Source organism: Pseudoalteromonas sp. S3178, assembly GCF_005886985.1.
In the GTDB taxonomy this organism is placed as follows: domain Bacteria; phylum Pseudomonadota; class Gammaproteobacteria; order Enterobacterales; family Alteromonadaceae; genus Pseudoalteromonas; species Pseudoalteromonas carrageenovora.
The window spans coordinates 1-222 of record NZ_PNCW01000268.1; the positions used below are offsets into that span (position 1 = coordinate 1).

Annotated in this window: 1 protein-coding gene; it reads right to left on the reverse strand. The window is 45.5% G+C overall.

Going from position 1 to position 222, the window contains the following annotated elements:
- Positions 1-222: ATP-binding cassette domain-containing protein (locus tag CWC11_RS20915; protein WP_138684182.1), on the reverse strand; the 222-nt coding region annotated here is incomplete at both ends.

A 222-nucleotide genomic window follows, 5' to 3' on the forward strand; every position in this document is an offset into this window, starting at 1 on the left:
CAGATCTTTTTCAAATTCGTCAGCATGGTCTTGCGCATAGTAACCAATATTGGCGTTTTCTGACCATTTATACTCACCTGCTTGCGGCGCTTTACGGCCTGCTAAGGTGTTGAGTAGTGTCGTTTTACCGGCACCATTTTCACCGATGATGGCAACTTTCTCGCCAACTTCAACAAGGCCATTTAGGTCAGAGAATAGGGTGTCGTCATAACCTTGTGATAG